This window comes from Lacrimispora sp., from assembly GCF_032078915.1.
GTDB lineage: Bacteria > Bacillota > Clostridia > Lachnospirales > Lachnospiraceae > Lacrimispora.
Genome location: NZ_DAMAUN010000161.1, coordinates 1 through 6,394 on the forward strand (window position 1 = coordinate 1; position 6,394 = coordinate 6,394).

Here is a 6,394-nt window from a genome sequence, read left to right on the forward strand (position 1 = left end):
TCGCCTTCGCCGTACTGAGTTTCCAGGATCTCAAACTTTGTTCCCTCAAATGCACAACGGAAGCCTTCTTCTCTGGCTACGGTAGATGCGGTTGCAGCATTTACGTTTACGATGCCGATCTTTCCTGATTCGATTCCTTTTTCCTTTAAGGCTTTGATCATTTCATCACCTGCAGTTTTTCCAGCAGCTTTGTTATCTGTTGCAAGGGTCTGGATCGCCGGCAGAGATGCTGCGGAGTCTACGTATACCACTTTTACTCCTGCGTCAATCGCTTCCTGTAACGATGCAGTAACTGCATCAGGGCCGTTAGCCGCCAGCAAAATAGCCTGTGCGCCTCCTGCTACGGCATTGTTAATGCATTCGATCTGCTTTGCATCATCCTTTACATCCGGAGCCAGCCATTTATAATCTACATTTCCAAGCTCCTTTACAGCCTTCTGGGCGCCTGCATCCACGTTTACCCAGTGCTGGTCCATTTGATCCATGGTGATCAGATAAACCTTGTGTGAGCCTCCGCCGGAAGCCGCCTCTTTCGCTGTTTCTGCAGCTGTGGTTGCAGCTTCTGTTGCAGCTGCTGTTGTTGCCCCGGTCGTAGCTGCAGCCTCCTTCTGCCCGCTGCTGCAGCCTGCCATAGACGCAATCACTCCCATAGAAAGAATAGCCGCCAATACTTTCCGCTTCATAAACCTTTTCCTCCTTAAAATTGGATATTTTAAAATCTGCCTATATCAAAGCCTCTGGCTCCAATACCATCATTATGGTTCTATCTTATTTTTCTTTCCCAGCTTACCGCTTCGTACAATCACATCAATCAATACGGAGATCACTACAATGGCGCCGATGACAATGTTTCGGATCGCAACCGGAGCGCCTGCAAACTGAAGTCCGTTCTGGAGCACGCCCCAGATGGAAGCACCGATTACCGTGCCAATTAAAATTCCCTGGCCTCCCAATGTGGAAACTCCTCCGATTACGGAAGCCGCCACAGCATACATTTCATAGGCATTGCCCGCATCCATGGTACCCATGCCGCTTGTTGCACAGATCACAAGTCCTACGACGCAGGAACAAAAGGAGCTGACCAGATAAGCCTTTGTAGTGGTGGCTACGATATTTACCCCGGATAGCTTGGAGGCCTCTATGTTGCTTCCGATTGCATAAATGTGCCGCCCGGTCCTTGTTTTGCTTAACAGGAAATTAAATACCAGCCATAAAACAATGGATATGATCACTGTGTTATACACTCCGGCGACCTTTCCATAATAAAAGAAATCCCGAAATCCCCTTGCCCCGTCTCCAATGGCATCGGTATTGTAGTTGTTATTGACAATCTGAGCAACGCCCCTGGCAATTGTCATGGTACCTAAGGTTGCAATAAAGGGGGGAAGCTTGCACTTGGCTACCAGTAAACCGTTGACAACTCCTACGATCAGACAGCACATCAGAGTAAGAATTACCGCCACCCATGGATTCATGCCCTTTGTCATCATGGTCGCAGATATCATGCAGCTCATGCCGACAACAGAACCAATGGACAAATCAATATTACCGGTGATCAATACATAGGACTGTCCGATGCCGATTAACAGGATCGGTGCAATCTGGCGTAAAAGATTCGCAACATTTTTCCCAGAAAAGAAAGTAGGGTTTATGATGCCAAAAACAACGCACATAACGATAAGTCCTAAACTTACGGTGACTACCTGCCCCATCCCGCGAACGGCGAACAGCCTTTTATACCAACTCTGTCTTTTACTATTCATGTTACCTCTCCTTGCCCTTTTCTTAACTGATCTTGCTTTCAAACTGAGTTGCATATTTGAGAATCAGATCCTGTGTCGCCTCAGTTGTCATCACTTCCCCTGTAATTTTCCCGTCACACATGACAATAATCCGGTCACTGATTCCAAGGACTTCCGGCATTTCCGATGAAACGAACAAAACGCCGATCCCCTTTTGTTTTAATTCGTTCATCAGGTTATAGATCTCTACCTTAGCCGCCACGTCGATGCCTCTGGTGGGTTCATCGAAGATCACTACCCGTGAATTCCTTGCCAGCCATTTACCCACCACCACTTTTTGCTGGTTACCGCCGGATAAGCTTCCGGCATCTACCTCTGCGTTCGGCAGTTTGATTTTTAAGGAAACCACTGTTTTATCCGTCATTTCCCTCTCTTTTTTTCTGTTAACGATGCCCAGTTTTCCGCATAGCATATCCAGATTGGGAAGGGCGATGTTGTCCCGTATGCTGAGTTTCGTACAAAGGCCGTCCTTTTTCCTGTCTTCCGGAGCCAGTACGATACCTGCTTTTATGGAATCCTCTACCTTATGGATGATGACCTCTTTTCCATCCAGAAAAATCTGGCCGGATTCCTTTGGATCCGCTCCAAATATAGCCCTGGTGGTCTCTGTCCTTCCTGCCCCCATCAACCCGGCAATCCCCACGATTTCCCCTTCATGAAGCTCCAGGTTGATGTCGCGGACCATCCGTCCCGCATTTAAATTGCGGATTTCCAAAATCTTCTTCCCTTTTGGACAGGTGATGCGGGGGAATTTCTGTTTTATTTCACGGCCGACCATGTGGGAAATGATCTCATCCATCCGCTTCTGATCAAAATCCATGGATGTGATAAATCTTCCGTCTCTCATGATGGTGACCCGATCCACGATATGTTTCAGTTCTTCCAGGCGGTGGGATATGTAAACGATTCCGCAGCCTTCTTTCTTTAACTTTTTAATGATAGTAAACAGATCTGCGATTTCCTTTGAGGTCAGGGCTGACGTAGGCTCATCCATAATCAGGACCCTGGCATTCATGGAAAGCGCCTTGGCGATCTCAACCATCTGCTGCTTGGATACTGCCAGATTGCCCACAAGTTCCTCCGGATCTAATTCTATATTCATACGGCTTAAGATCTCGGCTGCCGCCTTGTTCATCTCTTTTTCAGAAAGGAGCATTCCCTTTGTCCGTTCCCGTCCCAGAAAAATATTTTCCGCTACGGTCAAATGCTGGCACATGTTCAGTTCCTGATGGATGATTGCTATCCCAAGTTCCTTTGCCTTCTGTGTGGTCATTTCCCGGATATTGTCCCCAAATACTTCGATGGTTCCTCCATCTCTTGGATAGACGCCGCTTAATATTTTAACAAGCGTCGATTTTCCTGCACCATTTTCACCCAGCAATGCCATAACTTCTCCTGATTTTAAGTAAAACGAAACATCGTCAAGCGCTTTTACACCAGGGAACGTCTTTATAATATTCTGCATCCGCACAATATCTTCCTGCATACCTATCACCCTCATATTTCTCTCAAATTCTAGCTTCTGTAAACAGTATATCATCGGAAACCCATGGATAGTAGGGGAGATTCTTCCGTTTAAGGGGGGTATTCTTTGGCAATCAAATCCCTAGCAGAAATGAAAAACAGGCAGCCAGACCGCCTGTTAATCCTTTTCATTACCAGCCTACTTTATAAAATTCCTCTTTCGCGTATTCTGCCGCCACCTTTCCATCCTGCAGAATTATCATCCGGTCTGATACATCCATGTTGTCGGCAAGGTTGCTGGTGAGAATGAGTACCGAGATCCCGCTGTTTTTCAGCTCCTGGATCAGATCCAGCACATAACGCCTTAAGTACATGTCCCCTTTAGCCAGCGGCTGTACGCACACGGCGACCTTAGGGTGAAGGAGATGGATCCGGTAATAGGCAAGGCCGTATCTTTCCCGCAGGCTTAAGCGGTCAATCTTTCCCGCATCAATACAGGGGCCCACCTTTTTCAAGTATTCTTTCCGCACACTGCGAAGATGGCTGCGCTTTAAATTTCCGAACAACACCTTTCGGTCTAAAAGAAACGTCAGGTTTTCCATATAGCTCATGTCCCGAAACAGAAAGGTTTCTGCCGGATCATCTGGAATAACAGCTACCCCCTCCTTAAAAAAGTCCGTAGGCTCCTCTCCTGCAAAGACCTTTTCTCCCAGGTAAATCCTGCCGGCCCGGATTCCTCTGCTGCCGGAAAGAACCTTCACTAAAGGCTCCCAGGTCTGGTTATCCGTATCCAGCAGCATCAGGCATTCCCCTTTTCGCAGAGAAAACCCCACCGGCTCTTTCCCATTCAAATGCACTCCGTCTAACTTAAGAACTGCTTCCTCCTTAGGTTCCCGGATCTGGCTGCCGGACAAGTCAAAAGATATGGTATAAGGCTGAAGGGCCGTTTCCACCATTTCCTCTTTTTCAAATACCTTCCATATGATTCCCTGATGAAAAAGAGCTGCCCGGTCCGCAATCTGGAACACCTCCTGATGATGGTTGCCCATATAAAGAAATGCGGTCCCCCGCTTAGCCTGCTCCCTGATAATATCCTGAAACTGCTTTAGTTCCATCTGGCTTAAGAAATTGCTGATCCTGTCCAGGATAATGAACCGGCACCCGGCCAGAATGGCTTTTAAAAGCTCAGTCACGCAGCGCTCAAAGGCGCTTAAGGTTGAAATCCGGCGCTTGGGATCAATGGACAGCCCCAGCTCCGCCATCAAAAGCTCCACCTGATGATCCAGCACCCTGCTGTTAATCATATACTTTTTAAATCCCTTCCGCATAACAAACAGGTTATCGGATATGGTCAGGCTGTCTATGAGCCGTCCCCTCTCCTCAATGACATATACCCGGTTGTCGGTAAAATCCGCATGGGAATAATGATTTACCCGGTCTCCTTCATAATATACTCCGCCAAAGCTTATGGGAATATTATGGCAGAGGAGGCGGATCAACTGGGAACAGCCCTTTGCATCGGATATGATGAGCCCCATAATTTCTCCCTGGAGAATATAAAAATCCAGATTATCCAGATAACGCTCTCCGTTTTCTTCCAGGGTAACATGATTCAGCCGGAGAATTTCCTTTCTCATCTCATCACCTCTTTGTCCTGTTAATCCTTTACCAGCGGAAGGGATATCTCCACATCCGTTCCTGCTTCCACCTGGCTGTAGACGTGGATGCCATATTCCTCTCCGAAGAGCAGCTTGATTCTGTTATTGACATTCTGGATTGCAATGCCGCCTTTCCGGTCCATATCCGGGTTCACGTCGTCTAGGGATAAGCTTTTAAGCTTTTCATTCAGCATCTTCACCCTTTCAGCCTCCATGCCAAGTCCGTCATCAGATATCTTGATGATCAACCGGGAATCCGTCACCGAAATTTTAATGATCAGATGCCCTTCCCCTATTTTCCGTTCGATCCCATGATAAATGGAATTTTCAACAACCGGCTGCAAAGTCAGTTTTGGCAGACGGTATTGAAGGATCTCCATTTCATCCAGTTCTTCTGAACATGCATACTGGATATTCAGCTGTAATTTTTTGCCGAAGCGGAACTGTTGGATATAATAGTAGTTCTCAATATTTGCAAGCTCATCCTCTAAGTTTACCAGATGGTCTACATTGGAAATGGTATAACGGAAAAAGGTGGCAAGAGCCTCCGTCATCTCCGCTATGCTGTCCACCCCCAGGCTCAGCGCCTCACTCCGTATGCCTTCCAGTGTATTGTACAAAAAATGTGGATTGATCTGGTTTTGCAGGGCAAGATATTCCGCCTGCTTTTTTGAAACATTGATCAGTTCCCTGGTTCCCAGCATTTCAAAAAACCTTTGATTTACTTTCTCGGATTCCGGGCAGTAGGGATAGCGTATTTTTAATAAGTCATTTAAAACACTGCCAGAGGCGAACTGCCGTTCCACCCGCTTGGTTTCCTGCATGGGCTTATAAATTCCATAATATCCGATGTAAAAAAATAAGACCAAGAGAACGGAAGCCGCCATTATAAGCCAAATTTGCTCCGGCTGGCCCCTGGTTAAGTACAGGGCATAGCAAAGCAAAAGCATGAATCCGGTCAAAATACCTGCCAAAAGAAAAATTACTCTGACGGACAGAAACCGAAACCTTTCCTTCATAATACGCCTCCCATCAGGAATAAAGCTTCCGATATTCGTTTGGCTTTAAACCGGAATATTTGGTAAAGTTCTTTGTAAAATACTTTACATCGCTGTATCCCACTTCCTCACATATGGATGCAACACTTAAATTTGTTTCCTTTAAAAGACCTTTCGCCTGTTCCATCCGCACCTCGGATAAAAACTCCAAAAAGTTCTTTCCTGTCTCTTTCTTGAACAGGGAACTGAAATATGTAGGATTGAATCCGGAGACTTCACTGACTGTTTCTAAGGTAATGGCTTCCCTATAATGGTCCCTGATGTATTTCTTGGCTATGCGTATGGGGCGGTTATTCTCCTGCATCTTTCCGGCCACAGCCTTATCGTAGGAAGCGGATATCTCTTTTATGAGATAGCGCAGAACCTCTCTTGCAGAAGAACAAAATTCCACTCCCTGATTAAACCGTTCCAT

Annotated in this window: 6 protein-coding genes; all 6 read right to left on the reverse strand. The window is 46.5% G+C overall.

The features are described 5' to 3' along the window. A partial coding sequence (locus RT269_RS29325; protein ID WP_313188023.1) for a substrate-binding domain-containing protein occupies nt 1-683 on the reverse strand: 683 nt, incomplete at its 3' end. Nucleotides 684-755: 72 nt separating this feature from the next. Next, nucleotides 756-1,763, reverse strand: a complete 1,008-nt coding sequence (locus tag RT269_RS29330) for an ABC transporter permease (protein ID WP_100304772.1) — start codon at nt 1,761-1,763, stop codon at nt 756-758. 22 nt (nt 1,764-1,785) lie between these two features. Then, on the reverse strand, nt 1,786-3,288 hold the full coding sequence (locus RT269_RS29335; RefSeq protein ID WP_313188026.1) for a sugar ABC transporter ATP-binding protein: 1,503 nt from the start codon (nt 3,286-3,288) through the stop codon (nt 1,786-1,788). 169 nt (nt 3,289-3,457) lie between these two features. Beyond that, a complete protein-coding gene (locus tag RT269_RS29340; RefSeq protein ID WP_313188028.1) occupies nt 3,458-4,903 on the reverse strand; it encodes an ATP-binding cassette domain-containing protein in 1,446 nt (481 codons plus the stop codon). A 20-nt stretch (nt 4,904-4,923) separates the two neighbouring features. Continuing rightward, nucleotides 4,924-5,943: a sensor histidine kinase gene (locus tag RT269_RS29345; RefSeq protein WP_313188030.1), complete on the reverse strand. Its 1,020-nt coding sequence runs from the start codon at nt 5,941-5,943 to the stop codon at nt 4,924-4,926. Nucleotides 5,944-5,956: 13 nt separating this feature from the next. Next, the coding region (locus RT269_RS29350; RefSeq protein ID WP_313188032.1) for a helix-turn-helix domain-containing protein at nt 5,957-6,394 on the reverse strand (438 nt) is incomplete at its 5' end.